This is a genomic window from Variovorax sp. LG9.2 (genome assembly GCF_035018885.1).
Taxonomy (GTDB): Bacteria; Pseudomonadota; Gammaproteobacteria; order Burkholderiales; family Burkholderiaceae_C; genus Variovorax.
In genome coordinates this window covers 193253-217835 of the sequence record NZ_JASJXB010000007.1, presented here as the reverse complement: position 1 = coordinate 217835, position 24583 = coordinate 193253, and the positions used below count along the sequence as shown (strand labels likewise).

The following is a 24583-nucleotide window of genomic DNA, read 5'->3' as shown; positions in this document are numbered from 1 at the left end:
ATGAACGCCAGCACCCAAAACGTCAAGCAACTCGTCTCCGCCGAAGAATGGCAACTGCGTGTCGATCTCGCCGCCTGCTATCGCCTGGTCGCGCACTACGGCTGGAGCGACCTCGTCTTTACGCACATCACCGCGCGCATCCCCGGCCCGGAGCACCACTTCCTCATCAACCCGTATGGCCTGATGTTCGACGAGATCACCGCGTCGAGCCTGGTGAAGATCGACATGCAGTGCAACAAGGTGATCGACTCGCCCTACCCGGTGAACCCGGCCGGCTTCGTCATCCACAGCGCCGTGCACGAAGCGCGCGAAGACATCGTCTGCGTCATGCACACGCACACGCGTGCGGGCGTCGGCGTCAGCGCGCAAAAGAACGGCATCCTGCCGATCAGCCAGCAATCGACCTTCGTCCTGGGCTCGCTGGCGTATCACAACTACGAAGGCGTGGCCTTCCGTGAAGACGAAAAACCGCGCCTGCAGGCCGCCCTGGGCACCGCCAATTTCCTGATGCTGCGCAACCACGGGCTGCTGGTCTGCGGCAAGACAATCGCAGATGCGTTCTTGTCGATGTACACCTTCGAGAGCACCTGCCAGATCCAGATCGCGGCGCAGGCCGGCGGTGGCGAGCTGACGCAAGTGAATCCCAAGATCGTCGAAGGCGTGGGCCTGGCAATGAAGGTGCAGACCGGCGGCCTGGGCGGCACGTTCGTCTGGCCGTCGCTGATCCGCAAGCTCGACAAGCTGGACCCGACGTACAAGGACTAGCCCGGGAAGATCGATAGCGGCGTGCCCGAGCTGACCCGGGCACGCGCCAGAGCCCCGGCGCGCATACTCCGCACTTTGCGGGCCACCGCTGTGCGGCCCGGCTCACATGCCCGGTTACCAAGTCAAGCTGGAGCACATCGCCATCGAGGGCGTCCACGACCTCGTCATTCGCTCGCTGCTCGACCGCCAGCAATTCTCCGATCCGCAAGGCGAAGCGCACGACCTCGGGATCTCTTCCGCGACCTGGCCGCTCTTCGGGCTGCTCTGGCCTTCGGGCGCAGAGCTCGCGGCACGCATGGCACTTCGACCGGTGATCGCAGGCAGCCGCATTCTTGAAATCGGCTGCGGACTGGCACTGGCGAGCTTGGTCGGCCATCGACTCGGCAACGATATGACGGCCAGCGATTGCCATCCACTGGCCGCCGTGTTCTTGCTCGAAAACTTGCGGCTCAACAACCTGCCGCCGATGAAGTACCGGCACGGCGACTGGCGACTGGCGCCGCCGCATTCGACGCGCGCCCTGGTGCACGGCTTCTTCGATCTGATCATCGGCAGCGATCTCCTTTACGAACGGGACGACGATGCGCACTTGGCAGGCTTTATCGGCCGCCACGCCGCTGTTGGCGCCGAGGTGTGGATCGTCGACCCGAACCGCAGCAACCGCCCGGCCTTCAATCGTCAAATGGCGAACGAGGGGTTCTCGATGCAGGAAGAAAAGCTCGACCGGCTGGCGACGGCGCAAAGCGCTGCGTACAAGGGGCGCATGCTGACCTATCGGCGGGATTGAACGCTACGTTGTTGCGTGGCGGGCGACCGTAGACTTGTCTGCAATGACCCATACGATCTCTCCTGCGGTCGTCGCCGCCTTCGCACCGACCGGCACGCTGCGCGCGTCGATCAACCTCGGCAACCCGATTCTTGCCAACAAGGACGCGACCGGTGCACCGGTCGGCGTGTCGATCGACCTGGCCCACGAGCTTGCGCGTCGGCTCGGTGTCGGCATCGAACTGGTGCTGTTCGATAAGGCTGCAGCCTCGGTCGAGGCCGTCAAGAACGAGAAGGCCGACATCGGCTTCTTCGCCATCGATCCGGCACGCAGCGAAGGCTTGCGATTCACCGCGCCCTATGTACTCATCGAAGGCAGCTATCTGGTGCCGGACTTGTCTTCGCTCACCGACAACGCCGAGGTCGATCGTACCGGGCAGCGCATCGCCGTCGGCTCAGGCAGCGCCTACGACCTCTTCCTCACGCGCGAAATCAAGCAGGCCGAAATCGTTCGCATGGCCAGCGCTCCGGCGGTGCTTGCCGCACTGCGTGACGGCCAAGTCGAGGTCGCGGCCGGCATTCGGCAACTGCTTGAAGGCGAGGCGCAACGTGCGGCCGGCGTGCGGATGCTGCCCGGCCGCTTCATGGTGATTCAGCAGGCGATGGGACTGCCGGCATGTCGCGGCGCAGAAGCGCAAAGCGTGCTCGCCGCCTTCGTCGAAGAAATGAAAAGCACAGGCTTCGTTGCCGATGCGCTGAAGCGTCATCGCATTGAAGGGGCTGCCGTGGCGCCATCGCAGCCGGCGCCCGCCAAATCAATCTGAACTCGCAAGAAAGAACATATGACCACTCTCATCCAAACGAAGAGTCTGGGCGGCGCATTGCTCATCGCAGCACTGCTCGGCGCCTGCACCTCCACAGCCGTGAAAGTCGGCGGCGCCCCGGACAAGGCGCGCACCGATTGCATCACCGCCGCCGCGCGTCAATACAGCGTGCCGCGGGAGAGCCTGGCGATCACCAGCGCATCGTCACCACGCGATGGGCTCTATGAAATTCGTATTGCCAGTGCCGATGGTCGTCGCCAGGTGGTTTGCAATGCGGACGACAACGGAGCTGTGTTGGGGATCGTCCACGCGCGTTAGGTCGCACCAGCCCAACGTCGGGGGGAAGCCGCACCCGCTCCGACGCGATCAGCGATAACGCGCGACCGTCAGGCCTTCCGTATCGATCTCCGGCTTGCGCCCATCGATCAGATCCGCCATCACGCGGCCTGTACCCGCCGCCATGGTCCAGCCCAATGTGCCGTGGCCGGTCGCCAACATCAGGTTGTCGATGGACGTTGCACCGATGACGGGCGTGCCGTCCGGCGTCATGGGGCGCAGGCCCGTCCAGAAGGTCGCATCTTTGACAGGACCGCCGCGCGGGAACAGGTCGGTGACGACGTGTTCGAGCGTGTCACGCCGACCCTGATCGAGCGCGAGGTCGAAGCCCGACAACTGTGCCGTGCCACCGACGCGGATGCGATCGCCCAGGCGCGTCACCGCGACCTTGAAGGTCTCGTCCATCACCGTCGATTCGGGTGCGCCACTGGCGTCGGTGATCGGCACGGTGATCGAGAAGCCCTTGACCGGGTACACCGGCAAGCCGATGCCGAGCGGCTTGAGTACGGCCGGCGAATAGCTGCCGAGCGCGACCACATAGCGATCGGCTTCGAAGGTGCCGGCATCGGTACGCACGCCCGTGATACCGACGCCGTGACGTTCGATCGCCTGGATCGAAACGCCAAAGCGGAAGGTCGCGCCTGCGGCTTCGGCCAGCTTGGCCAGCGCCTGGGTGAACTTGAAGCAGTCGCCCGTCTCATCGCCCGGCAACCGCAAGCCGCCGACGAACTTTTCCTTGACGCCGGCGAGTGCCGGTTCGTACTGCACGCAACCTTCGCGGTCGAGCACTTGGTACGGCACGCCGGATTTCTTCAGCACTTCGACGTCTTGCGCGGTGCCGTCGAGCTGGTGTTGCGTGCGGAACAGTTGCAGCGTGCCCTGTGCACGATCGTCGTACTGGATGCCGGTGTCGGCGCGCAAGGCTTTGAGGCAATCGCGGCTGTATTCGGCCAGGCGCACCATGCGGCCCTTGTTGATCTCGTAGCGCGCCTCGGTGCAGTTGCGCAGCATCGACAAGCCCCAGCGCCACATGGCGGGGTCGAGCATCGGCTTGATGACCAGCGGGCTGTGCTGCATCAACATCCACTTGATGGCCTTGAGCGGCACGCCGGGACCAGCCCAAGGTGCCGAATAACCAGGAGAGACTTCGCCGGCATTGCCGAAGCTGGTCTCCATGGCCGGTGCGGGCTGGCGGTCGAGCACCGTGACTTCATGGCCGGCGCGGGCCAGGTAATAAGCGGTCGAGGTGCCGATCACACCGCTGCCCAGGATCAAGACTCTCATTCCAACCTTTGTTCGTTTCTTACAGATCCAGCGCGTCGTGCAATTGCTGTGCCGACCAGCGCTGCCGCATCGGCGACGCACCGGAAGACTGGCCCGCCTGCGCCGCCGCTTCCAGCAATGCGACCATCTTCGCATTGCGTGGCGCGGTGGCGTTCAGCGATTGGGCGAGCCGCACGACCTCGCCGCTCAGCGCATCGATCTCGGTGCGGCGGCCCAGCGCGAGGTCGTCGGCCATGCTGGAACGCGCCTTGGCATCGATCTTCAGCATGCGCGCGGCGACGATGCGAAAGAGCCAGTCGGGCAGCCTGAGCAAGCCCGGCAAGCGATGGGCCGGCACGGCAGCCACTTGCGCTGGCGCGATGCCCGCGCGCTGCAGCACCGACAGTGCCTCGTCGATCAACGCCGCGAAGCAGCGGCGATAACCGCGCTGCAGGAGTTGATCGCGCAGCGGCAAACCCGACAGCGCATTGACCGGGTTGTTGAGGTTGAGCAGCAGCTTGCCCCATTGCACGGGCAACAGGTTGGCATGCAGGTCGAGCGGAACACCCGCGCGCTCGAAGACTGCGGTCCATTCACGAAGCGATGCGTCGTCCTGCGCCGCGAGCCGGCCCGGCGTGCCGCGATGGAATGCACCGGGACCGATCTCCGCCACGTTGTACGGCACCATGCCGGGCAACACGTTCAGATGCGGCGCAGCACGCGAGGCCACGGCCGCGTTGGAGATGCCGTTCTGCAACGAGAGAACCGGCGTGCCGGGCGGCAAGACGGCGCCGAGTTGTGCGGCCGCCTCGGCGGTCGCGCCGCTCTTGACCGCAAGCAGCACGAGTGCGGGCCGGGCATTCGCCGGCACCTCGGCGAGCAATTGCAGATCGGCGGCGGCAACGTGATGCTTCGCGCCATCGAGGTCGGTCAATGACAGGCCATGCTGCGCGAGCGACTGCAGCACGCGTGGCCGGCCGACGAGGGTCACGCGCACGCCCGCCGCCGCGAGACTGCCGCCGATGAAGCAGCCGATGGTTCCCGCGCCCATCACCAGTACCTCTGGCACTTCGCCGGGCACACCGTTGGCAAAGGCACCGGTGATGGCTTGCACCGTGTTCAGGCGCGTTCCGCCACCCAGGCGTGCACGGACTTCAAAGCCGCCGGCAATGCGGCTGCATCGGTGCCGCCCGCCATCGCCATGTCGGCCTTGCCGCCGCCCTTGCCGCCCACTTGCTGAGCGACGAAATTGACCAACTCTCCAGCCTTGATCTTGGTCACGCTGTCGGACGTGACGCCGGCCGCGATCTGCACCTTGCTGCCATCGACGGCAGCAAGCACGATCACCGCGCTCTTCAGCTTGTCCTTGAGCTTGTCCATGGTGTCGCGCAAAGTCTTTGCATCGCCACCGTCGAGCTTGGCCACCAACAGCTTGATGCCGTTGACGTCGATCGCCTGCGCGATCAGCTCGTCGCCCTTCGACGAGGCGAGCTTGCCCTTGAGGGCCGTGACTTCCCGCTCCAGCGCCCGGGTCTGATCCAGCATTTGAGTGAGCCGGCTTTGCAGCTCGGCGGTCGGCGTCTTGAGCGTGGCGGCCACGCTGTGCACGGTCGATTCGAGGTCTTGCAGATAGTGCAGCACGTTAGCGCCGGTCACGGCTTCGATACGTCGCACGCCCGCGGCCACGCCGCCTTCGCTGACGATCTTGAACATGCCGATGTCGCCGGTTCGGCTCACGTGCGTGCCCCCGCACAGCTCGCGACTGGAGCCGATGTCGAGCACGCGAACCGACTCGCCGTACTTCTCGCCGAACAGCATCATGGCGCCGGTCTTCTGGGCCGATTCCATGTCCATCACGCGCGACTGCGTCGCAACGTTGGCAAGAATCTCGGCGTTGACGCGCTTCTCGATTTCGAGCGTCTGCTCGTGCGTGACCGCGCCGTTGTGCGCAAAGTCGAAGCGCGTCTTGTCGGCATCGACCAGCGAGCCCTTTTGCTGCACGTGCTCGCCGAGCACTTCGCGCAAGGCCTTGTGCATCAGGTGCGTCACGCTGTGATTGCGCATCGTTGCGGCACGGCGCACGCCATCGACCGCCGCCTTGACCGCATCGCCGACCTTCAGCGTGCCCTGCGTTTGCGTGCCGTGATGACCGAACACGTCGGCCTTGATCTTCTGCGTGTCTTCGACGCCGAACTGCACGCCTTCGGCCGTGATGAAACCCTGGTCGCCGACCTGGCCGCCGCTCTCGGAATAGAAGGGCGTGGTGTCGAGCACGACGATGCCGGGCTGGCCTTCCTTGAGCTCGGACACCGGCGCGCCTTCGAAGTAGAGCGCCTGCACGATGGCCCGCTCTTCGAGGTGCTCGTAGCCGGTGAAGGTGTTGCTGGTGCCGCCGTATTCGACGTTGCGGTCCATCTTGAACTTACCGGCCGCGCGGCCCTTGGCTTTCTGCTGTTCCATGGCGGCGTTGAAGCCGGCCTCGTCGACCGTGACGCCACGCTCGCGGCACACGTCGGCCGACAGGTCCAGCGGGAAGCCGAAGGTATCGTGCAGCTTGAAAGCGACGTCGCCGGGCAGCGCCTTGGTATCGCCGCCGAGTGCCGCGTCGAGGATTTCCATGCCGTTGGCCAGCGTCTCGAAGAAGCGCTCTTCCTCCTGCTTCAGCACGGCAGTGATGCGCTTCTCATCCGCCACCAGCTTCGGGTAAGCCTCGCCCATCAACGCCACCAGATCGGGCACCAGCTTGTGGAAGAACGGTTTCTTCTGCCCGAGCTTGTAGCCATGCCGAATGGCGCGGCGAATGATGCGGCGCTGCACGTAGCCGCGGCCTTCGTTCGAAGGGATCACGCCGTCAGCCACCAGGAACGCCGTTGCGCGGATGTGGTCGGCGATGACCCGCAGGCTCTTGTTGCTCTCGTCGGTTTCGCCGGTCTCCCGTGCCGCGGCCTTGACGAGCCTGTCGAAAAGGTCGATCTCGTAGTTGTTGTGCACGTGCTGCAGGATGGCGGCCAGCCGCTCCAGGCCCATGCCGGTATCGACGCACGGCGCGGGCAGCTTCTTGACCGATCCGTCGGGCTGCATGTCGAACTGCATGAACACGTTGTTCCAGATCTCGATGTAGCGGTCGCCGTCTTCGTCCGGGCTGCCGGGCGGGCCGCCAGCGATCTCGGGGCCGTGGTCGTAGAAGATTTCCGAGCACGGGCCGCAAGGACCGGTGTCGGCCATCATCCAGAAGTTGTCGGACATATAGCGTCCGCCCTTGTTGTCGCCGATGCGCACCACGCGTTCTGGCGGCAGGCCGATCTCCTTGGTCCAGATGTCGTAGGCCTCGTCGTCCTCGATGTAGACGGTGGCCCAGAGCTTTTCGGCCGGCAGCTTGTAGACCTTGGTGAGCAGCTCGAAGGCCCATGTGAGCGACTCGCGCTTGAAGTAGTCGCCGAAGCTCCAGTTGCCCAGCATCTCGAAGAAGGTGTGGTGCCGTGCCGTGTAGCCGACGTTCTCCAGGTCGTTGTGCTTGCCGCCGGCCCGCAGGCAGGCCTGTACCGACGCTGCGCGGACATACGAGCGCTTGTCTTCCCCGAGGAACACGTCCTTGAACTGGACCATGCCCGAGTTGGTGAACATGAGCGTCGGGTCGTTGCCAGGCACCAGCGAGCTCGACGGCACGACCGTGTGCCCCTTGGAGGCGAAGAAGTCGAGGAAGGTCTTGCGGATGTCGGCGACGGTGGCGTTGGCGGTGACGTTCGCCGAGCTGGAAGGAGATTGGGACATGGTGGTGGCTTTTCGCCGGCTTCGCGCAGCCGACTTGTTTCTTCGCAGTTTGGGGGCGTCCGTGAATCGTCGATGGGGGTCGTCGACCGGCCCGGAGGCTTCAATTTTAACGGTTCGGCAAGGCCCGGCACACCCGCGGGGACAGATGCAGGCATCCGACTTGCTAGTCTGCTTGCCAGTGAGGCAAGGTCTGTTCATCATGGCGGGCAACTTCGCGACACCCCATTGAATATTCCAACGACCGCCGAACCCCTAGTGCGCTTCCAGCGCGTCCAGAAGACCTACGACGGCGAGCATCTCGTGGTGCGCCAGCTCGACCTGGACATCCATCGCGGCGAGTTTCTGAGCCTGCTCGGCCCGTCGGGCTCGGGCAAGACGACCACGCTCATGATGTTGGCGGGTTTCGAGTCGCCGACCTCGGGCGACATCCTGCTCGATGGCCGGCAGATCACCGGCACGCCGCCGCACAAGCGGCACTTCGGCATGGTGTTCCAGAACTACGCGCTGTTCCCGCACCTGACGGTCGGGCAGAACGTGGCCTACCCGCTCACGGTGCGCAAGGTGTCGAAGGACGATCAGACGACTCGGGTGAAGCGCGCGCTCGACATGGTGCAGCTCGAGGGGATGACCGATCGACTGCCGGGCCAGCTCTCCGGCGGCCAGCAGCAACGTGTGGCGCTCGCGCGCGCGCTGGTCTTCGAGCCACAGCTTGTGCTGATGGACGAGCCGCTGGGCGCGCTCGACAAGCAGTTGCGCGAGCACATGCAACTCGAGCTGAAAGAAATCCATCGCCAGCTCGGCGTGACCTTCGTCTACGTGACGCACGACCAGGGCGAAGCGCTGACCATGAGCGACCGCGTGGCGGTGTTCAACGAGGGCGTGATCCAGCAGCTCGACACGGTCGACCGGCTGTACGAGATGCCTGCCAACCGCTTCGTGGCGGGGTTCGTCGGTGACAACACTGTGCTCAAGGGAACGCTCCAGACCGCGGGAGAGCATGCCGTCATGGCGTTGCCGAATGGCGGCCTGCTCGGTGGGTTGAACGTCGGCGGCTCGGCTACCGGCGCCGCGGTCGAGATGTGCATCCGGCCCGAGCGCGTGGTACTGCACTCCGCCGACGCAGCACCCGGTACAAACACGCTGGCGGCCGAGGTGGCGCGTGTCATCTACTACGGCGACCACCTGCGGCTGCTCTGCAACGTCGGCGCCGGGCAGACCGAAGCCACCGTCAAGCTGCCGATGTCAGGGCTCATCGGCCTGGCGCCGCCGCGGGCTGGCGACAGCGTTTCGCTTGAGTTCCCGGTCGCTCATGCGCGTATCTACGCGGTGTAGCCCCGCTGTTCTGTTCTTATTCTTATTCTTGTTTTTGCCCCGTCAACATAAAGGAAGACTCACCATGAAAAAGACTTTTCTCGCTTGTACCGTTGCCTTGGTGGCCGGCCTCGCCGCGCCGGCCTTCGCGCAGACGCAGATCACCGTCGTGAACTTCGGCGGAGCCAACGCCAACGCGCAGAAGAAGGCCTATTACGAGCCGATCGAGAAAGCGGGCATCAAGGTGGTGCCGGTCGAATACAACGGCGAGCAGGCCAAGATCAAGGCCATGGTCGAGACCAAGAAGGTTACCTGGGACGTGGTCGAGGTCGAGTCCCCCGACGTGGCGCGCGGCTGCGACGAGGGCCTGTTCGAAAAGCTCGACTATTCGAAAATCGGCAGTAAGGCCGACTTCCTGCCCTCGGCCGTCACCGACTGCGGCGTCGGCGTTTTCGTGTGGTCGACCGTGATGGCCTACAACGGCGAAAAGCTCAAGACCGCACCCACCAGCTGGGCCGATTTCTGGGACGTGAAGAAGATCCCCGGCAAGCGCGGCATGCGCAAGGGCGCACGCTACAACCTCGAGTTCGCGCTGATGGCCGATGGCGTGAAGCCGGCCGATGTCTACAAGGTGCTGGCCACCAAGGACGGCGCGGAGCGCGCCTTCAAGAAGCTGACCGAGCTCAAGCCCAACATCCAGTGGTGGGAAGCCGGTGCGCAGCCACCCCAGTTCCTGGTGGCGGGCGACGTGGTGCTGACCACTGTGTACAACGGCCGCATCGACGCGGCCAACCGCGAAGGCCGCGACCTCAAGATCTACTGGCCGGGCGGCATCTACGACCTGGACTACTGGGTCATCCCCAAGGGCGCACCCAATAAGGAAGCCTCGCTCAAGTTCATCCAGTTCGCGATGAAGCCGGAGAACCAGGCCGTCTATTCGCAGGCTATTCCGTATGGCCCGACCAACACAAAGACGCTGGCTTCGCTGGACAAGAAGGTGCTCGCAGACCTGCCGACCTCGGCGTCCAACGCCAAGGAGGCGCTGCAGTTCAACGTGTCGTTCTGGGCCGACCAGGGCGAGGCGCTGGAGAAGCGCTTCGCTTCGTGGGCGACACAGTAATCGCGCAAGCGACGCTGCCGTTTTTTAGATGACGATGAGCACGGCGGCGCTGGGCGCTGGCATCTCCGCGGAAGCGCCACCGGGCGACCTGCGGCATGCCCTGGCGCGCGCCGAGTCACGCCGAAAATGGCGCGCCTTTGCGCTCACGCTGCCGCTGCTGATCTTCCTGCTGCTGACGCTGCTGGTGCCGATCGTGGCGCTGCTGCAGCGCGCCATCCAAAACCCTGAAGTCGCGAACGCACTGCCCCGCACGGTGCGCGCGCTCGACGAATGGGACCGCAAGGATGCGCCGACTGCCGCGGCCTATGCGGCTGTCGCAGCCGATCTGGCCCAGCTGCCCGACAGCTCCGACGCGGGCGCCCTGGCGCGCCGCCTGAATACCGAAATCGCCGGCGCCCGTTCGCTGGTGATGGGCACCTTTCGCGCACTGCCGATCACCGGTACCCCGGACGAAGTCAAAGCTCGCCTGATCGAACTCGACCCGCGCTGGGGCGAGGCGCCGTACTGGCAGGCGATCGCCAAGAACGGCTCGCGCTGGACGGCCGACTATCTGCTCGCGTCGGTCGACCTGCGTCGCGACGCTGACGGCAGCATCGAACGCATGCCGCCCGACCAGCGCGCCTTCACCGGCATCCTTCTGCGCACTTTCAACATCAGCGCGGTGGTGACTTTCTTCTGCCTGCTGCTGGCCTACCCGCTCGCCTGGTGGCTGGCGTCGCTGCCGGCTCGCAAGGCCAACGTTCTGATGATCCTGGTGCTGGTGCCGTTCTGGACATCCATCCTGGTGCGCGTAGCGGCGTGGATCGTGCTGCTGCAGTCCGAAGGGCTGGTCAACCGCGGGCTGATCGGCATCGGCCTCATCGACAACCCGCTGCCGCTGCTCTTCAACCGCACCGGCGTGATCATCTCGATGGTGCATATCCTGTTGCCCTTCATGATCCTGCCGCTCTACAGCGTGATGAAGAGCGTGCCGCCGACCTACGTGCGCGCGGCCATCTCGCTCGGCAGTCCGCCGCTGGCCGCGTTCTTCCGGGTGTACGTGCCGCAGACCTATCCGGGCATCGGTGCCGGTGCGCTGCTGGTCTTTATCCTGGCCATCGGCTACTACGTGACGCCGGCTTTGCTGGGCGGCGCAAGCGACCAGATGCTGAGCTACTACGTCGCGCGCTATACGAATGTCGAGGTCAACTGGGGCATGGCATGCGCGCTGGGCTCGCTGTTGCTGGTCGCCACGCTGGTGCTTTATGCGGTGTATCGGCGCATCGGCAAGGCCGATCTGAGCTTGGGCTGAAACAGCCAATCTACCCGATACGCAAACGACGGCCATGCCCAAGTTCCTCGACCTCCCGGTGTTTCCGGTGTTCCCGGCTTACGCCACCTTCGCCGACAAGCTCGGCTGGTGGGCGGTGCGCTGCTTCTGCGTGCTGGTGCTGGGCTTCCTCCTGGCGCCGATCCTGGTAGTGATCCCGCTGTCGTTCTCCGACAGTTCCTTTCTTGCGTACCCGATCCCGGCATGGTCGCTCAAGTGGTATCGCAACCTGTTCGAGTCGTCCGAATGGGGACGCGCAGCGCGCAACAGCTTTATCGTCGCACCCGCGGCAACGGTGGTCGCAACCGCACTGGGCACCCTGGCAGCAGTCGGCTTGTCGCGCACCGACTTCCGCTTCAAGGGCCTGCTGATGGCCGTGCTGATCTCGCCGATGGTGGTGCCCATCGTGGTGGTCGGCGTCGCAACGTACCTCTACTTCGCGCCGATCGGGCTGGCCGACACTTACTTCGGGCTGATCGTGGTGCATGCAGCGCTCGGTGCACCCTTCGTGCTGACGACGGTGCTGGCCACGCTGGCGAGCTTCGATCACAACCTGGTGCGAGCCTCGCTCAGCCTGGGCGAGACGCCGTTCAATACGTTCTGGCGCATCACGCTGCCGATCATCGCGCCGGGCGTGATCTCCGGTGCGCTGTTCGCTTTCGCAACCTCGTTCGATGAAGTGGTGGTGACGCTGTTTCTTGCCGGACCCGATCAGGTCACGTTGCCGCGCCAGATGTTCACCGGTATCCGCGAGAACATCTCGCCGACCATCGCTGCAGTGGCGACGTTGCTGATCGTGTTCACAACCATTTTGCTGCTGGTGCTCGAGTGGTTGCGCGGGCGGCGCCGCTGAGAACGATGCGGGTGCCATGACCGCGCGCTGGCTGGCCGATGCCGTGTTGGTACTGCACGGCCTTTTTATCGTCTTCGTGCTGATCGGCGCGGTCGGCGTTGCGCGCTGGCCGCGGCTGGCCTGGGCGCACCTCGCGGCCGTTGCGTGGGCCGTGTACGTGGCGGCAGCAGGCCGCATCTGCCCGCTCACACCCATCGAAAACACCCTGCGCCGGGCGGCAGGAGAAGCCGGCTACGACGGCGGCTTCATCGAACACTACCTGCTCGCCTCGATCTACCCGGACGGGCTGACGCGCGGCGTGCAGATCGGGCTCGGCATCTTCGTGCTGGCGCTCAATTTCGCACTGTATGCGCGATGGCTTGCAAGGCGCCGACGCGCTTCAGACCGGCCCTAGACTGGCCTTAGACCGACCACTTGGCCATCAGCTTTTCAGCACCCATCGAGTCGTAGTTCTCGAAGGGCTGATGGATCCACGGATTGGTCGGCAAGAACTCGACCGAATAGTCAGGTGTAAACGTCGACAACGCCTTGGTCCAGATCACTGCGCTGCGCAGCTCGGAGATCGGCGCGTAGTTGGTGCGCAGCATCTCCATGACGGCGTGCAGCGTGTGGCCCGAGTCGGCCAGGTCGTCGACCAGCAGCACGCGTCCCGCGATCTCGCCCTTCGGCGTGGTGATGAAGCGCGCAATATCGAGATGGCCTTGCACCGTGCCGGCGTCGGCGCGATACGAGCTGGTCGACATGATGGCCAGTGGCTTGTCGAAGATGCGCGACAGCACATCGCCGGGCCGCATGCCGCCGCGAGCGAGGCAAAGGATGGTGTCGAACTCCCACTCCGACTGGAAGATCTTGATCGCGAGCTTCTCGACCAGATTGTTGTACTCGTCGTAACTTACGTAGAGGTGCTTGCCGTCTTCGGTCAACATGGGAACGGTCTCCTGGGATCAGTCTGCGAGAAAAGGGTGCCGCATCATGATCGTGTGATCGCGATCCGGGCTGGTCGACACCATGTGAATCGGCACGCCGGTGACGTGTTCGATGCGCTGCAAATACAGACGCGCCGCGATGGGCAACTTGTCGTACTGCGTGACGCCGACCGTGCTTTCGCTCCAGCCTTCGAGCTTTTCGTAGATGGGCGTGCACTGTTCGATTTCGTCAGCGCCCATCGGCAGGATGTCGGTGTATTCGCCATCGAGCATGTAGCCGGTGCAAAGCAACAACTCGTCGATCCCATCGAGCACGTCGAGCTTGGTGATGCAAAGGCCTGAAAGTCCGTTGACCTGCGCCGATCGCTTGAGCAGCGCCGCGTCGAACCAGCCGCAACGACGGCTGCGGCCGGTCGTCACGCCTTTTTCTGCACCGACGGTGCTCAGGTGATAGCCCACGGTGCCGGGCGTTTCCCAGTCGAGCTCGGTCGGGAACGGGCCGCCGCCGACGCGCGTGCAATAAGCCTTCGTGATGCCGAGCACATAGTGCAGCATGCCGGGGCCAACACCCGAACCCGCCGCCGCATTGCCGGCCACGCAATTGCTCGACGTCACGTAGGGATAGGTGCCGTGGTCGACATCGAGCAGCGTGCCCTGCGCGCCTTCGAACAACAGGTTGGCGCCCGCCTTGTGTGCATCGTTGAGCTCACGCGACACGTCGGCCATCATCGGCTTAAGCAGCACGGCGTGACGCATGGCTTCTTCGAACACCATGTCGTAGTCGATGGCCGGCGCGCTGAGCACCTGGGTCAGCACATGGTTGTGCAGGTCGAGCAACACGCGCAGCTTTTGCGCGAAGCGCTCCGGATGCTTCAGGTCTTGCACGCGCAGTGCGCGGCGTGCGATCTTGTCTTCATACGCTGGGCCGATGCCGCGCCCGGTGGTGCCGATCTTCTCGCTGCCGCCCTTCTCGCGATAGGTCTCGCGAGCGATGTCAAGCGCGGCATGGAACGGAAGAATCAGCGGGCAAGCCTCGCTGATGCGCAGCCGCGAACGCACCTCGACGCCGGCCTTCTCCAGCCCTTCGATTTCCTCGAAGAGCTTGGCAGCCGACAGGACGACGCCGTTGCCGATGTAGCACTTGACGCCCGGCCGCATGATGCCGCTCGGGATCAGGTGCAGGGCGGTTTTCACGCCGTTGATGACGAGCGTGTGGCCCGCGTTGTGGCCGCCCTGGAAGCGGACCACGCCCTGGGCGCTCTCGGTCAGCCAGTCGACCAGCTTGCCCTTGCCCTCATCGCCCCATTGGGTGCCGACGACGACCACATTTCTTCCGGTGGTTACGCTCATTTGAATTTCCTGAATCAGATCACTTGCACACTCCATTGGCCGGCGCGCTCGACGAGCTCGCGGTCGCAATGGAATTCTTCGATTTCGCTGCCGTGTCCCGGTAGCACGCACACCACGGTTTCCCCGGTTTGGCGCAGATCGGCGATCGCCTTGCGAAGCCCCGATGCATCGCTCCATGGCGCACGGATGGCGGCGCGCAACGGACGCGTCGGCACCACGCCGACGAGCTCACGCAGGTCGAGGCTGAAACCGACCGCCGGCCGATTGCGCCCGAACACCGCGCCGACTTCGTCGTAGCGGCCGCCACGCACCAGGGCATCTGCTGCGCCCGGCACGTAGATGCCAAAGCGCATGCCGCTGTAATACGCATAGCCTCGCAGATCGGCCAGGTCGAAGCTCACCTCGGCGCCATCGAGCCGCGCGGCGAGTTGCCTCAGATTGGCCAGCGCCGGCAGCACGCCGGGGATGGCCCTCAATGCCTTCTCGGCTTCGTCGAGCACGCTGACATCGCCATAGAGCTGCACCAGTGCCGCAAGCCCTTCACGCGATGTCGTCGGAAATTTCTGCGTGAGCGAATTAAGCTCGCTCGCATCCTTGGCGGCCAGCGCCGCATGCACGCGACCGATGGTCGCCGCATCGACCAGCACGCCTGCCAACAGTGCACGCACGATGCGCGCGTCAGCCATGTCGACGATGGCACCTTGCGGCACGTCAGCGGCATGAAGACAGTCGAGCGCCAGCAGCAAGGTTTCGGTGTCGGCTTCGAGGCCGGCATGGCCATAGATCTCGGCGCCGAACTGCAGCGGCTCGCGCGTGGCATGCGGCCTGTCCGGCTTGGTGTGCAGCACCGGGCCGCAGTAGCACAGCCGTGCGACGCCTTCCCGGTTCAGCAGGTGGGCGTCGATGCGCGCGACTTGTGGCGTGGTGTCTGCGCGCAGCCCCATGCTTCGGCCGGAAAGCTGGTCGACGAGTTTGAAAGTCTGAAGATCGAGTGCCTCGCCGGTGCCGGACAGCAACGATTCGAGGTGCTCGAGCAACGGCGGCATTACCAACTCATAGCCGTAGCCGCGGGCGGTATCGAGCAGTTGGCGACGAAGTTCTTCGATGTGGCGTGCCTCGGAAGGCAGTACATCGGCAATGTGATCCGGGAGGACCCAAGCGGACATGAGAAATGACGGGTGGGTTAAACCGGAATTCTAATTGCTGGGGCCGACGGCCCCGCGCTCAGATTGGCTGGGTCGAACGTTGGGCTAGCTCACCAGCCAAAGCAACACTAGCCCAAGGACGATGCTGCAAAGGCCGAAGAAGCGCAGCTGGCCATCGCGCAACTGAAGCAGTTGACTGAAGGCGCGTCGCCAGCCGCCCGGCGAGACCAGAGGCAGGATGCCTTCGATCACCAGCACCAGAGCCAGCGCGCTCCAGAATGTTTCAGCAGTCACACGGGCCCGGCATCAAGGCGGCACGTCAGCCAGCAACGCACATCAGCCGGCCATCAACGGCGCGGTGCCGCTGCAGGCGTCGTAGTCGAGCCCGAACTCTGCATCGCCCTGAAGAAGTCGGACGAAGGATCGAGCACCAGAACGTCGCTCTTCTTGTTGAAGCTCTGCTTGTACGCGTCAAGGCTGCGATAGAACTGCGCGAACTGCGGATCTTTGCCGAACGACTCGCTGTAGGCCGCAGCAGCTTGTGCATCGCCCTCGCCCTTGATTTTCTGTGCATCGCGGTAAGCGTTGGCGACCGTGACCTCACGCTGGCGATCCGCATCGGCACGGATCTTTTCGCCTTCGGCAAAACCGGTCGAGCGCAATTCGTTGGCGACCCGCTTGCGCTCGGCCTCCATGCGTCGATAGACCGACTCGGTAATGGCTTCGACATAGTCGACACGTGTAATGCGCACATCGACGATGTCAACGCCCCACGGCTTCGCGCCCTTGACCACGGCGAGCACTTCGCGCTGAACGTCCGCCATCAGCGCTTCACGTCGTACCGAAATCAGGTCGCGCACAGTGCGCTTGTTGATGTTCTCTTGGAACGCGTTGCGCACCACGCGGTTGAGTTGCACTGCACCTGCGTTCTCATCGATTCCGACGTTTCGAATGTATTCCGACGCATCGCTGATGCGCCAGCGCACATACCAGTCGATAACGACTCGCTGCTTTTCAGCCGTCAGCATCGGTTCGGTTTCGAGGCTGGAGAGCATCAACAAACGCTTGTCAAGATACGAGACATTCTGGAACGGTGGCGGCAGCTTGAAGTTCAAGCCTGGCTCTTTGATGACCTGCTTGATCTGGCCGAGCGCATACACGACCCCGAACTGGCGCTGATCGACAACGAATAGCGTGGAGCTGAGCAACACGAGAACCACCAGGATGGTGGAAGCGATGAAACCGATTCTGTTCATGTTCATGCTCCGGCTCAACGCGCGTCACGGTCGCGGGAACGACCATCGCGCGCTCGGGCTTCGCCACCATTGGGAATGACCGGAATCACCGATGACTGCGGAGTAGCGGTGCCCGCCACATTTGGCGAGGCACCATCGGCGGGCGCAGGCACCGGGCTGACGCCGCTCGATGCCATGAGTTTGTCGAGAGGCAGGTAGAGCAAGTTGGAGCCCGATTTGGAGTCGACCAGAACCTTGGTCGTATTGCTGTAGATCTGCTGCATCGCGTCGGTGTACATGCGGTCACGGGTGACCTGCGGAGCCTTCTGGTATTCGGTGAGCACGGCGCCGAAGCGTCCGGCATCGCCCTGAGCCTGGGCGACGATTCGCGCCTTGTAGGCATCGGATTCTTCTTTCAGGCGCGACGCGGTACCGGTCGCACGGGGAATGACGTCGTTGGCATACGCCTGGGCCTCGTTCTTGGCACGCTCCCTCTCCTGACCAGCCTTCAGCACATCATCGAACGCCGCCTGCACTTGCTCGGGAGGACGCACGCCGCCTTGCTGCAAATTGATCGCCACCACGTCGACGCCGACCTTGTAACGGTCGAGGATGGTCTGCATCAGTATGCGCACGCGCGGCGAGATCTGGTCGCGCTCTTCGGCGAGCGCCGCGTCCATCTTCATCTTGCCGACGACTTCGCGAACGGCTGTTTCAGCAACCTGGACAACCGTGTCTGCCGGTGCCTTGCTCTCGAAAAGATATGCCTGCGCGTTGCTCAAACGGTACTGCACCGCGAACTTGATTTCGACGATGTTCTCGTCTTCGGTCAACATGGCCGACTCACGCAGCCCGGTTGAACGCACGATGCTGTCGCGCCCGACGTCGACCGAACGGATCTGCGAGGTAACGACAAGCTCGTGACGCTGGATCGGGTACGGCAACCGCCAGTTGAAGCCTGCGCCCACCGTCTCTTTGAAGCGACCGAACTGGGTAATGACGGCCTGCTGGCCTTCGTTCACGATGAAGAAGCCGGTGCCGAGCCAGATGAGCACGGCAACCGCCGCCACCAGGCCGAGGCCGACGCCCGCGTTCTTCATGTCGGGGCGGAAGCCGCCGGGGCCACCGCCACCGTTGCCGCTAGGCCGGTTCTTGTCGCCACCGCCACCACGACCGCCGCCGAAGAGACCGCCGAGCTTGCGATTGAAGTCACGCCACAACTCATCGAGGTCAGGGGGGCCCTGGTTCGGGCCCTGGCCGCGCGGCCGATTGTTGTTGCCCGAAGGCGGTGGTGGCGGTGTACTTGGCGGATCGGCATCGGGCCGATTGGCGCCCGCGCGCTCGCCATTAGACGAGGGCTCGTCACCTCGCCCCCATTTTCCGTCGTTCAGGTTAAACATTCCCTGAAACCGGCTCCACACTGGCTTTGCATTCATTCGCTTCTGTTCTCTCGTCAGTGACGGGATTGTGCCCAATCAGTTTGCAGCATCGTGCAATTCAGCGTCGGACGCTAAGGTCATGGTCGCATCGGAAACCGAACCGGAGCGCAGTGCCAACTCGGCTCGCAATGCCGGCAGGCCTTCACCCGTATGCGCGCTCAGAAAAATCCTGGGAATCCGTACTCCCTCTATTTCCATCTCGTCAACCAGATGCAGCGGTTGTCGTCCAGTTTCAAGGGCGTCGATCTTGTTGAACACCACCAATTGCGGAACGCTGTCGGCACCGATCTCTTTCAGCACCGTTTGGACCTCGGCCATTTGCTCGGGGTAATGGGGATTCGACGCGTCGACGACATGCAAAAGCAGATCGGCATCGATGGCCTCCTGCAGCGTCGCCTTGAAGGCATCGACCAGCCCGTGCGGCAGATCGCGGATGAAGCCGACGGTGTCGGAGATGGAAACCTGGCGACGCGCGTCGCCCAAGTAGAGTGACCGAGTTGTCGTGTCGAGCGTGGCGAAGAGCTGGTCTGCCGCATAGGCACGCGCCTTGACCAGCGCGTTGAACAGCGACGACTTGCCAGCATTTGTATAGCCGACCAGCGAGATATTGAAAATCTCGCGGCGCTCGCGCTGACGGCGCTGGGTTCCGCGTTGCTTTTGCACCTTGGCCAGGCGTTCGCGCGTGCGCTTGATCGACTCGCTGATCATTCGACGGTCGAGCTCGATCTGCTTTTCACCGGGGCCACCACGGACACCGGCACCGCCGGTCTGGCGCTCCAAATGAGACCAGCGACGAACCAGTCGCGTGCTCAGATATTGGAGGCGCGCAAGCTCGACCTGCAGCTTGCCTTCATGCGAGCGGGCGCGTTGAGCGAAGATTTCAAGGATGAGAAAGGTTCGGTCATACACCGCCATGTCGAGCGTTCGCTCCAGATTGCGCTGCTGTGCCGGACTCAGGCTCTGGTCGAAGATGACTTCACTGGCGCGATGCATTTCGGCCAGTTCTTTGATCTCTTCGGCTTTGCCGCTGCCGATGAACAATGCGGCGTCGGGGGCTTTGCGCTTGCACACCACCCGTGCAATAGGGGTCAATCCGGCCGTTTGCGCGAGAAGGCCAAGTTCTTCGAGCTCTGCGTCGAAATGCGGCAACCCGAAGTCCACGCCGACGAGAACGGCGGCGCCTTCCTGGCGGGGAATCAGATCAGACAAGCGGAGTCAAATATGGAGAAAGGCGCGGCAGGCGAACCCGCCGCGCCGTTCAAGCGGCAACGTCGTCGTTCTCGGCAGCCGAGAAATTGACGGCGCGACCCGGCACGATGGTGGAAATAGCGTGCTTGTAGACCATCTGTGTCACCGTATTGCGAAGCAAAACGACGTACTGGTCGAACGACTCGATCTGGCCCTGCAGCTTGATGCCGTTGACCAGATAGATCGAAACCGGCACGTGCTCGCGACGCAGGGTGTTCAGAAAGGGGTCTTGAAGAAGCTGCCCTTTATTGCTCACGATATTCTCCGTGTTCAAGAGTTGTTGTTGGAAATCTCACCTTAACACAGGGTTTCTGCGCTGCAGCATTGGCATCCAAAACCCTCTGAAAATAACGGCACTCAAAATCCGGAACTTGAGGCGCTGTAGTGAGTCATCCGCGCTCTTTGGCATGCAATCCGTTACTTGCGATCTTTGTCGGCAAATGGGTTTGTCGACGTTTTGAACTCGATGCGCATCGGTGTGCCGACCAAATCGAATTCTTTTCGAATGCGTCCTTCGAGAAAGCGCTTGTACGCCTCGGTCACGTGTTCGAGCGAATTCCCGTGAATCACGATCACCGGTGGATTCATTCCGCCCTGGTGCGCGTAACGCATCTTCGGGCGGAACATTCCGGCACGTTGAGGCGACTGGAACTGCACCGCTTCGAGCAGCAAGCGTGTCAGCACGGGTGTCGACATCTTTCGGGTTGCCGATTTATGCGCCTGCGCAATCGACTGCCAGACCGGGCCCAGGCCTTGACGCTTGATCGCTGAGATGAAGTGCAGCGCCGCGAACTTCAAAAACGGTAACCGCGTTTCGATCTGCCGCTGAATCTGTTCTCGCTGGTAGCTGTCGATCGATTCCCATTTGTTGATGGCGATGACCACCGCGCGACCGCTCTCCAGAATGTAGCCGGCAATATGCGCGTCCTGGTCGGTCACGCCCTGTGATGCGTCGAGCAGCAGCAGCACGACGTTGGCCGATTCGATAGCCTGCAAGGTCTTCACGACCGAGAACTTCTCTATGGCCTCGAAGACTTTGCCCTTGCGGCGCAGGCCGGCCGTATCGATCAGCTCGAACTTCTGGCCGTTGCGCTCGAAGGGCACGGTGATCGCGTCGCGCGTCGTGCCGGGCAAATCGAAAGCGACCAGACGCTCTTCGCCGAGCCAGGTGTTGATCAGGGTCGACTTGCCGACGTTGGGACGCCCCGCGACCGCCAGCTTGATGGGCTTGTTCGGGTCGTCTTCGTCAGCGTCTTCTTCAGGGTCGACCAGATTCAGCGGCTCGAGTGCCAGCTCGACCAGATCGCGAATGCCCTGACCGTGCGCGGCCGAAATACCATGCACATCGCCCAGGCCCAGCTCGTAAAAGTCGACCAGCTTGGTGCCGTCCTGCATGCCTTCGGCTTTGTTGGCCACCAGCACCGTTGGCTTGCCCAGGCGTCGCAGTTCGTTCGCGATGTCATGGTCCTGCGCCGAGATGCCTTCCCGCGCGTCGACCACGAACACGACGACATCGGCCTCGGCGACCGCCTGCCGTGTCTGCTTGGCCATCTCCTTGAAGATGCCGCTGCCCGCGTCGGGTTCGAAGCCGCCGGTATCGATCACGATGAACTCGTGCTTGCCCTGGCGACCATTTCCGTAGTGGCGGTCGCGGGTCAGCCCGGCATAGTCCGCGACGATGGCGTCGCGCGTTTGCGTCAGTCGGTTGAAAAGGGTCGATTTTCCGACGTTGGGACGCCCGACCAGAGCAATGACGGGTTTCACAGTCGGGCTTTCAAAACTTATTCAGGCCGGTAGCCGTACACGCCGCCATTGCGGGTGACGACGACGACCGTGTTGCCGGCAAGGACCGGCGTGGCAGCGATGGCCGAACCATCGGTGGTCACGCGGTTGAGCGGCGAGCCGTCTTCGCGCGACAGGAAATGGACCAGGCCCGTGCTGTCGCCGACGACGACAGAGCGGCCGACCGAGAGGGGTGCTGTCAGATCGCGGTACTTCAGACGCTCGCTGACCCATCCGCGCTCGCCATCGGCACGACGCCAGGCCATCACGTTACCGTTCGATTCGGTGCCGTAGACGAAGCGATCGTCACCGCTGAGGCCTTCGGCGCCGGACGCCGGCTTGCTCCAGATGAGCGTGCCGCGCTGCGAATCGACGCAGCCCACGCTGGCGTAATAGGCACGCGCGCAGACGGTATCGCCAACCCGGCTCACGGTGCCGGTCAGGTCGACCAGGCGCTCCACGTCGTTGGTGCCGCGCGGCGCCGCGATCGGCGATTCCCAGCGCGACGAACCGTTGTTCGGATTGAGGCCGACGAGTCGCCCACCCACGCCGGTCACCAGGGTGTCGCCGACAGCGACCAGCACGCCGGGCTTCTTCAGCACGAGGTTTTCTGCGGTGCGCTGCTGCGACCAGAGACGGCGACCGGTTTGCCCATCCCACGCGCTGGTGGTGCGATCAGCGGCTTGCACGAACACCCTACGTCCCGCGACCAGCGGTGCCGTGTATGACTCGGCACTGAGGCGCTGCTTCCAGAGCACCTTGCCGTTTTCGAGCGCAACGAGTTCGTTGTTCCGAGTGACGACCGCGACGATAGTGCCGTCGCTGCCGACACCGGCCGTGAGAGGTGCACCGGCATTGCCACGCCAGGCTTCCTTGCCGGAACGCGAGTCGAGCATGACGACAGTGCCATCGGCACTGGCCACGACCAGCATGTCGCCGCTGACATCGGTCTGCAGCGGGAAGGTCACTGCCGGCAGTTTGGCGGTCCAGGCCTGGCGCACGCCGAGCACGGCGACGTTGGCCGGGAGTTCGGCCGGCTTCGGCTTTTCAGTGCCGGAACAGGCGGCGAGCACGGTGATCGCGACGATCGCGGCGCCCGCTCGCAGGGCGTGCTTCAGAGACACTAATCGCTTCAAATTCATGATGTGGTCTTGGCTGGGGTAACGGTGATGGTCGGCGCCAGGGTCTTCGGATCAACGCCGACGGCATTCAGCTTGATTTCGATCAGGCGGCGATAGTCACCACGACCTTCGAAGCCGGTCCAGGCTTTGCGGTATTCGGTCTTCGCTTCTTCACGCTTGCCCTGGGCCAGATAGATGTCGCCTTTGCGATCCGCCACCAGGGGCTCGAATTCTTTGGGCATGCCGCCGGAGAGCTGCTTCAAAGCGTCGTCGTAGGCCTTGCTGTCGAGCAACTCGGCCGACAGGCGTAGCTTGGCGATGGCCTGATAACCAGGGTCGACGGCCTTGTCGGCGACCCATGCGAGCGCGGCACGCGATGCCTCGTCGTTGCCCTTTTCATGCAGCGTCTTGGCCGCGAGCAGCCCCGCTTGCTGGGCATAGGCGGTGCCTGCGAATTTCTCTTTCATGTCCGCCAGCGCGCGCTCGATGCGCGCCGTGTCGCCGGCCTGTGCGCCACGTTCCAGCTCGTCATAGAGAGCAGCGGCCTGAGCAGCTTTGGTGCGCTGCAAGTACTGCCAGCCGTTCCACGCCATGAACGCGCCAGCCGCAATCAGCACGACCCAGGTGATGAGGCTGCCGTAGGTGGTCCAGAAATGCTTGAGCTGGTCGAGCTGTTCCTGTTCTTCGAGATCGAGTGGAGTTGCCATGCGCTGTCAGATGTAGAGAGCCCGAGATTGTAGGGTGGCGGCCCAGGTGGCCACCTCGGCGAGCGGTCGTGCGGTCTGGGCACCGCTGCCATCTCGTAGCGCTTTGACCATGACTTCGCCGCGGGTCAGCTCGTCGGCACCGAAGATCAGCGCGTACAAAGCGCCGCTGGCATCGGCCTTCTTGAACTGCGACTTGAAGCTGCCGAAGCCGTCGGCCGTGCCGGCATGCATCTGCACGGCAACGCCGGCCGCGCGCAGTTGCTGCAGCACCGGCATGGCTTGCGCGAGCGCTGCCGCATCCGGGATCACCGCATAAGCGTCTGGCACTGGCAAAGCGGTCGCACCGGCCTGCTCCTTCAGCAGCTCAAGCACGCGTTCAAGCCCCATGCCCCATCCCACGGCGGGCGTCGGCTTGCCACCGAGCACTTCGAACAGGCCGTCGTAGCGACCGCCGCCGCACAGGGTTCCCTGCGCGCCGAGTTCGGAGGTGATGAACTCGAACACCGTGTGACTGTAGTAATCCAGACCGCGCACCAGGCGGGGGTTAATCGTCCATTCGACGCCGCAAGCGGTCAACAGGGACTGCACGGTTTCGAGATGGCGGCGCGACGCGTCGCCCAGATAGTCCAGCAGGCGCGGCGCTGCCTCGACCAGCGGCTGCATCGCCGGGTTCTTGGTGTCGAGGATGCGCAGCGGATTGGTCTCGAGGCGACGCTGCGCGTCGGCGTCGAGCATGTCGGCGTTCTGCTGAAAGTGGGTGATGAGCGCCGCGCGATGCGCCTGACGTTCCACCGGCACACCGAGGCTATTGAGTTCGACACGGATGTTGCGCAGCCCGAGCGTCTGGAACAGCTGGTGCGCCAGCAGCATCAACTCGGCATCGACCTCCGGGCCCGAGAAGCCCAGTGCTTCCGCGCCGAGTTGGTAGAACTGGCGGTAGCGCCCGCGCTGCGGTCGCTCGTGCCGGAACATCGGGCCGGTGTACCAGAGCCGCTTGCCGCCGTCATAGGTCAGGTTGTGCTCGATGGCCGCACGCGCGACACCGGGCGTGTTTTCGGGGCGCAGCGTGAGCTGCTCGCCGTTGAGCCGGTCTTCGAAGGAATACATCTCCTTCTCGACGATGTCGGTGGTTTGCCCGGTGCCGCGCACGAAGAGCGCAGTGGGCTCGACGATCGGCGTGCGGATATTGCGATAGGCATAGCGCCCCATAAGTTCGCGCACCGTCTGCTCGAGCGCCTCCCAGCGCGCCGATTCGGGCGGCAATATGTCGTTCATGCCTTTGACGGCATTCAATTTATCGGCCATGGATTCCG

Annotated in this window: 24 protein-coding genes; 9 read left to right on the top strand and 15 right to left on the bottom strand. The window is 63.7% G+C overall.

Annotated features, from left to right (window positions below; translation table 11 throughout):
• The 4 genes from QN413_RS10090 (at position 1) to QN413_RS10075 (ending at position 2672) form a co-directional block, all read left to right on the top strand.
• Positions 1 to 765 carry a class II aldolase/adducin family protein gene (locus QN413_RS10090; protein WP_323496472.1) on the top strand — a complete coding sequence of 255 codons (765 nt, stop codon included), beginning with the start codon at positions 1 to 3 and terminating at the stop codon, positions 763 to 765.
• A gap of 106 nt (positions 766 to 871) precedes the next feature.
• Positions 872 to 1552, top strand: a complete 681-nt coding sequence (locus QN413_RS10085; protein WP_323496471.1) for an SAM-dependent methyltransferase — start codon at positions 872 to 874, stop codon at positions 1550 to 1552.
• A gap of 43 nt (positions 1553 to 1595) precedes the next feature.
• Positions 1596 to 2354 (top strand): ABC transporter substrate-binding protein, encoded by a 759-nt coding sequence (locus QN413_RS10080; protein ID WP_323496470.1) that lies wholly within the window; start codon positions 1596 to 1598, stop codon positions 2352 to 2354.
• Between the two features lie 18 nt (positions 2355 to 2372).
• Entirely contained in the window at positions 2373 to 2672 is a 300-nt protein-coding gene (locus tag QN413_RS10075) for a hypothetical protein (RefSeq protein WP_323496469.1), read from the top strand.
• A gap of 48 nt (positions 2673 to 2720) precedes the next feature.
• On the opposite strand, the gene QN413_RS10070 is transcribed toward QN413_RS10075, so the two are convergent.
• The 3 genes from QN413_RS10070 to alaS form a co-directional block, all read right to left on the bottom strand.
• Positions 2721 to 3974 (bottom strand): D-amino acid dehydrogenase, encoded by a 1254-nt coding sequence (locus QN413_RS10070; protein WP_323496467.1) that lies wholly within the window; start codon positions 3972 to 3974, stop codon positions 2721 to 2723.
• A 19-nt stretch (positions 3975 to 3993) separates the two neighbouring features.
• A complete protein-coding gene (locus QN413_RS10065) occupies positions 3994 to 5004 on the bottom strand; it encodes a 2-dehydropantoate 2-reductase (RefSeq protein ID WP_416352166.1) in 1011 nt (336 codons plus the stop codon).
• A gap of 68 nt (positions 5005 to 5072) precedes the next feature.
• Positions 5073 to 7724 carry an alanine--tRNA ligase gene (gene alaS, locus QN413_RS10060; RefSeq protein ID WP_323496465.1) on the bottom strand — a complete coding sequence of 884 codons (2652 nt, stop codon included), beginning with the start codon at positions 7722 to 7724 and terminating at the stop codon, positions 5073 to 5075.
• A gap of 231 nt (positions 7725 to 7955) precedes the next feature.
• On the opposite strand from alaS, the gene QN413_RS10055 reads away from it, so the two are divergent.
• The 5 genes from QN413_RS10055 (at position 7956) to QN413_RS10035 (ending at position 12711) form a co-directional block, all read left to right on the top strand.
• Complete coding sequence (locus QN413_RS10055; protein ID WP_323496513.1) at positions 7956 to 9056, top strand: ABC transporter ATP-binding protein; 1101 nt, start codon at positions 7956 to 7958, stop codon at positions 9054 to 9056.
• A gap of 64 nt (positions 9057 to 9120) precedes the next feature.
• Positions 9121 to 10155, top strand: coding sequence for an ABC transporter substrate-binding protein (locus QN413_RS10050; RefSeq protein ID WP_323496464.1), 1035 nt, complete (start codon positions 9121 to 9123; stop codon positions 10153 to 10155).
• Positions 10156 to 10183: 28 nt separating this feature from the next.
• A complete protein-coding gene (locus QN413_RS10045; RefSeq protein ID WP_323496462.1) occupies positions 10184 to 11446 on the top strand; it encodes an ABC transporter permease in 1263 nt (420 codons plus the stop codon).
• 34 nt (positions 11447 to 11480) lie between these two features.
• Positions 11481 to 12317: an ABC transporter permease gene (locus QN413_RS10040; protein WP_323496461.1), complete on the top strand. Its 837-nt coding sequence runs from the start codon at positions 11481 to 11483 to the stop codon at positions 12315 to 12317.
• Positions 12318 to 12333: 16 nt separating this feature from the next.
• A complete protein-coding gene (locus tag QN413_RS10035) occupies positions 12334 to 12711 on the top strand; it encodes a DUF2784 domain-containing protein (RefSeq protein ID WP_323496459.1) in 378 nt (125 codons plus the stop codon).
• Positions 12712 to 12718: 7 nt separating this feature from the next.
• Here QN413_RS10035 and QN413_RS10030 read toward each other — a convergent pair whose 3' ends face one another.
• The 12 genes from QN413_RS10030 to hisS all read right to left on the bottom strand — a co-directional run bounded on the left by QN413_RS10030 (position 12719) and on the right by hisS (position 24575).
• The gene (locus tag QN413_RS10030; RefSeq protein ID WP_323496457.1) at positions 12719 to 13243 is read right to left on the bottom strand and encodes a phosphoribosyltransferase; all 525 of its coding nucleotides are present in this window, start codon (positions 13241 to 13243) and stop codon (positions 12719 to 12721) included.
• A gap of 18 nt (positions 13244 to 13261) precedes the next feature.
• Complete coding sequence (locus QN413_RS10025) at positions 13262 to 14593, bottom strand: adenylosuccinate synthase (RefSeq protein WP_187052442.1); 1332 nt, start codon at positions 14591 to 14593, stop codon at positions 13262 to 13264.
• A 14-nt stretch (positions 14594 to 14607) separates the two neighbouring features.
• Positions 14608 to 15759 carry an ATP phosphoribosyltransferase regulatory subunit gene (locus QN413_RS10020; protein WP_323496456.1) on the bottom strand — a complete coding sequence of 384 codons (1152 nt, stop codon included), beginning with the start codon at positions 15757 to 15759 and terminating at the stop codon, positions 14608 to 14610.
• 84 nt (positions 15760 to 15843) lie between these two features.
• The gene (locus QN413_RS10015; protein ID WP_187052444.1) at positions 15844 to 16032 is read right to left on the bottom strand and encodes a DUF2065 domain-containing protein; all 189 of its coding nucleotides are present in this window, start codon (positions 16030 to 16032) and stop codon (positions 15844 to 15846) included.
• Between the two features lie 53 nt (positions 16033 to 16085).
• Complete coding sequence (gene hflC, locus QN413_RS10010) at positions 16086 to 16994, bottom strand: protease modulator HflC (RefSeq protein ID WP_323496454.1); 909 nt, start codon at positions 16992 to 16994, stop codon at positions 16086 to 16088.
• Between the two features lie 14 nt (positions 16995 to 17008).
• Positions 17009 to 18373: an FtsH protease activity modulator HflK gene (hflK, locus tag QN413_RS10005; protein ID WP_323496512.1), complete on the bottom strand. Its 1365-nt coding sequence runs from the start codon at positions 18371 to 18373 to the stop codon at positions 17009 to 17011.
• Positions 18374 to 18448: 75 nt separating this feature from the next.
• Complete coding sequence (gene hflX, locus QN413_RS10000) at positions 18449 to 19621, bottom strand: GTPase HflX (RefSeq protein WP_323496452.1); 1173 nt, start codon at positions 19619 to 19621, stop codon at positions 18449 to 18451.
• 49 nt (positions 19622 to 19670) lie between these two features.
• On the bottom strand, positions 19671 to 19916 hold the full coding sequence (gene hfq / locus QN413_RS09995; RefSeq protein WP_261802415.1) for an RNA chaperone Hfq: 246 nt from the start codon (positions 19914 to 19916) through the stop codon (positions 19671 to 19673).
• Positions 19917 to 20077: 161 nt separating this feature from the next.
• On the bottom strand, positions 20078 to 21424 hold the full coding sequence (der, locus tag QN413_RS09990) for a ribosome biogenesis GTPase Der (RefSeq protein ID WP_323496449.1): 1347 nt from the start codon (positions 21422 to 21424) through the stop codon (positions 20078 to 20080).
• A 17-nt stretch (positions 21425 to 21441) separates the two neighbouring features.
• Entirely contained in the window at positions 21442 to 22584 is a 1143-nt protein-coding gene (bamB, locus tag QN413_RS09985) for an outer membrane protein assembly factor BamB (protein ID WP_323496448.1), read from the bottom strand.
• Positions 22581 to 23270, bottom strand: a complete 690-nt coding sequence (locus QN413_RS09980; RefSeq protein ID WP_323496447.1) for a tetratricopeptide repeat protein — start codon at positions 23268 to 23270, stop codon at positions 22581 to 22583. Before QN413_RS09980 ends, bamB begins: the two co-directional genes overlap by 4 nt.
• Positions 23271 to 23276: 6 nt before the next feature.
• Positions 23277 to 24575 (bottom strand): histidine--tRNA ligase, encoded by a 1299-nt coding sequence (gene hisS, locus QN413_RS09975; protein WP_323496446.1) that lies wholly within the window; start codon positions 24573 to 24575, stop codon positions 23277 to 23279.
• Positions 24576 to 24583 lie beyond the last annotated feature (8 nt).

Bases quoted from the DNA above. Each gene is read 5' to 3' on its own strand.
- QN413_RS10090 (WP_323496472.1), top strand. From the start codon at position 1: ATGAACGCCAGCACCCAAAACGTCAAGCAACTCGTCTCCGCCGAAGAA.
- QN413_RS10085 (WP_323496471.1), top strand. From the start codon at position 872: ATGCCCGGTTACCAAGTCAAGCTGGAGCACATCGCCATCGAGGGCGTC.
- QN413_RS10080 (WP_323496470.1), top strand. From the start codon at position 1,596: ATGACCCATACGATCTCTCCTGCGGTCGTCGCCGCCTTCGCACCGACC.
- QN413_RS10075 (WP_323496469.1), top strand. From the start codon at position 2,373: ATGACCACTCTCATCCAAACGAAGAGTCTGGGCGGCGCATTGCTCATC.
- QN413_RS10070 (WP_323496467.1), bottom strand. From the start codon at position 3,974: ATGAGAGTCTTGATCCTGGGCAGCGGTGTGATCGGCACCTCGACCGCT.
- QN413_RS10065 (WP_416352166.1), bottom strand. From the start codon at position 5,004: ATGGGCGCGGGAACCATCGGCTGCTTCATCGGCGGCAGTCTCGCGGCG.
- alaS (WP_323496465.1), bottom strand. From the start codon at position 7,724: ATGTCCCAATCTCCTTCCAGCTCGGCGAACGTCACCGCCAACGCCACC.
- QN413_RS10050 (WP_323496464.1), top strand. From the start codon at position 9,121: ATGAAAAAGACTTTTCTCGCTTGTACCGTTGCCTTGGTGGCCGGCCTC.
- QN413_RS10045 (WP_323496462.1), top strand. From the start codon at position 10,184: ATGACGATGAGCACGGCGGCGCTGGGCGCTGGCATCTCCGCGGAAGCG.
- QN413_RS10040 (WP_323496461.1), top strand. From the start codon at position 11,481: ATGCCCAAGTTCCTCGACCTCCCGGTGTTTCCGGTGTTCCCGGCTTAC.
- QN413_RS10035 (WP_323496459.1), top strand. From the start codon at position 12,334: ATGACCGCGCGCTGGCTGGCCGATGCCGTGTTGGTACTGCACGGCCTT.
- QN413_RS10030 (WP_323496457.1), bottom strand. From the start codon at position 13,243: ATGTTGACCGAAGACGGCAAGCACCTCTACGTAAGTTACGACGAGTAC.
- QN413_RS10025 (WP_187052442.1), bottom strand. From the start codon at position 14,593: ATGAGCGTAACCACCGGAAGAAATGTGGTCGTCGTCGGCACCCAATGG.
- QN413_RS10020 (WP_323496456.1), bottom strand. From the start codon at position 15,759: ATGTCCGCTTGGGTCCTCCCGGATCACATTGCCGATGTACTGCCTTCC.
- hflC (WP_323496454.1), bottom strand. From the start codon at position 16,994: ATGAACAGAATCGGTTTCATCGCTTCCACCATCCTGGTGGTTCTCGTG.
- hflK (WP_323496512.1), bottom strand. From the start codon at position 18,373: ATGTTTAACCTGAACGACGGAAAATGGGGGCGAGGTGACGAGCCCTCG.
- bamB (WP_323496448.1), bottom strand. From the start codon at position 22,584: ATGAATTTGAAGCGATTAGTGTCTCTGAAGCACGCCCTGCGAGCGGGC.
- QN413_RS09980 (WP_323496447.1), bottom strand. From the start codon at position 23,270: ATGGCAACTCCACTCGATCTCGAAGAACAGGAACAGCTCGACCAGCTC.
- hisS (WP_323496446.1), bottom strand. From the start codon at position 24,575: ATGGCCGATAAATTGAATGCCGTCAAAGGCATGAACGACATATTGCCG.